The sequence below is a fragment of the Dellaglioa sp. CoH-56-MRSF-11 genome (assembly GCF_056782135.1).
Window position 1 is genome coordinate 1 of sequence record NZ_JBXAYE010000027.1, and the last position, 465, is coordinate 465.

2 protein-coding genes are annotated in these 465 nt (G+C 56.8%); both read left to right on the forward strand.

From position 1 onward, the window contains the following. A partial coding sequence (locus AC1RPT_RS07650; protein WP_481762961.1) for a hypothetical protein occupies window positions 1-241 on the forward strand: 241 nt, incomplete at its 5' end. An 18-nt stretch (window positions 242-259) separates the two neighbouring features. Continuing rightward, window positions 260-465: hypothetical protein (locus AC1RPT_RS07655; RefSeq protein WP_481762962.1), on the forward strand; the 206-nt coding region annotated here is incomplete at its 3' end.

A 465-nucleotide genomic window follows, 5' to 3' on the forward strand; every position in this document is an offset into this window, starting at 1 on the left:
GCCGCCGCGTCAGTCCGAGAAGCCGGAATCGTGTGATTATCGGTGGTCTATTCCGGTGCTTGTGACCGTCCAATACGGTGATATGTGCTGGGTACCGCATAAGGCGTGGGCCTACCGTTATGAAGTGGGCGACTCTGGCTGGGTCGAGGTGTGTCCGACTGACGGTATTTGTGACCCGCGTGACTACGACGATTATCACGTGATTGCGTGGATGAAGTTTCCGGAGCCGTGGTCGGCTTGAGCTAAGTGTGGAGGATTTGTGACAACTATTTGTGCGGTGCGCGATGCGGGTGGTGTGTGGATGGGTTCTGATTCGGTGGCCACGCTTAACAATGATGGGTTGCGTACGCTGCGCGCCCCCAAGATTTTTCGATCGGGTCCGTTTTGCATCGGCGTGTCCGGGGCCATGGCCCTCAATTTCTGTGTGCGCCTAAATTTCGTGCCCCCTGTCAGGAACCGGTCAAT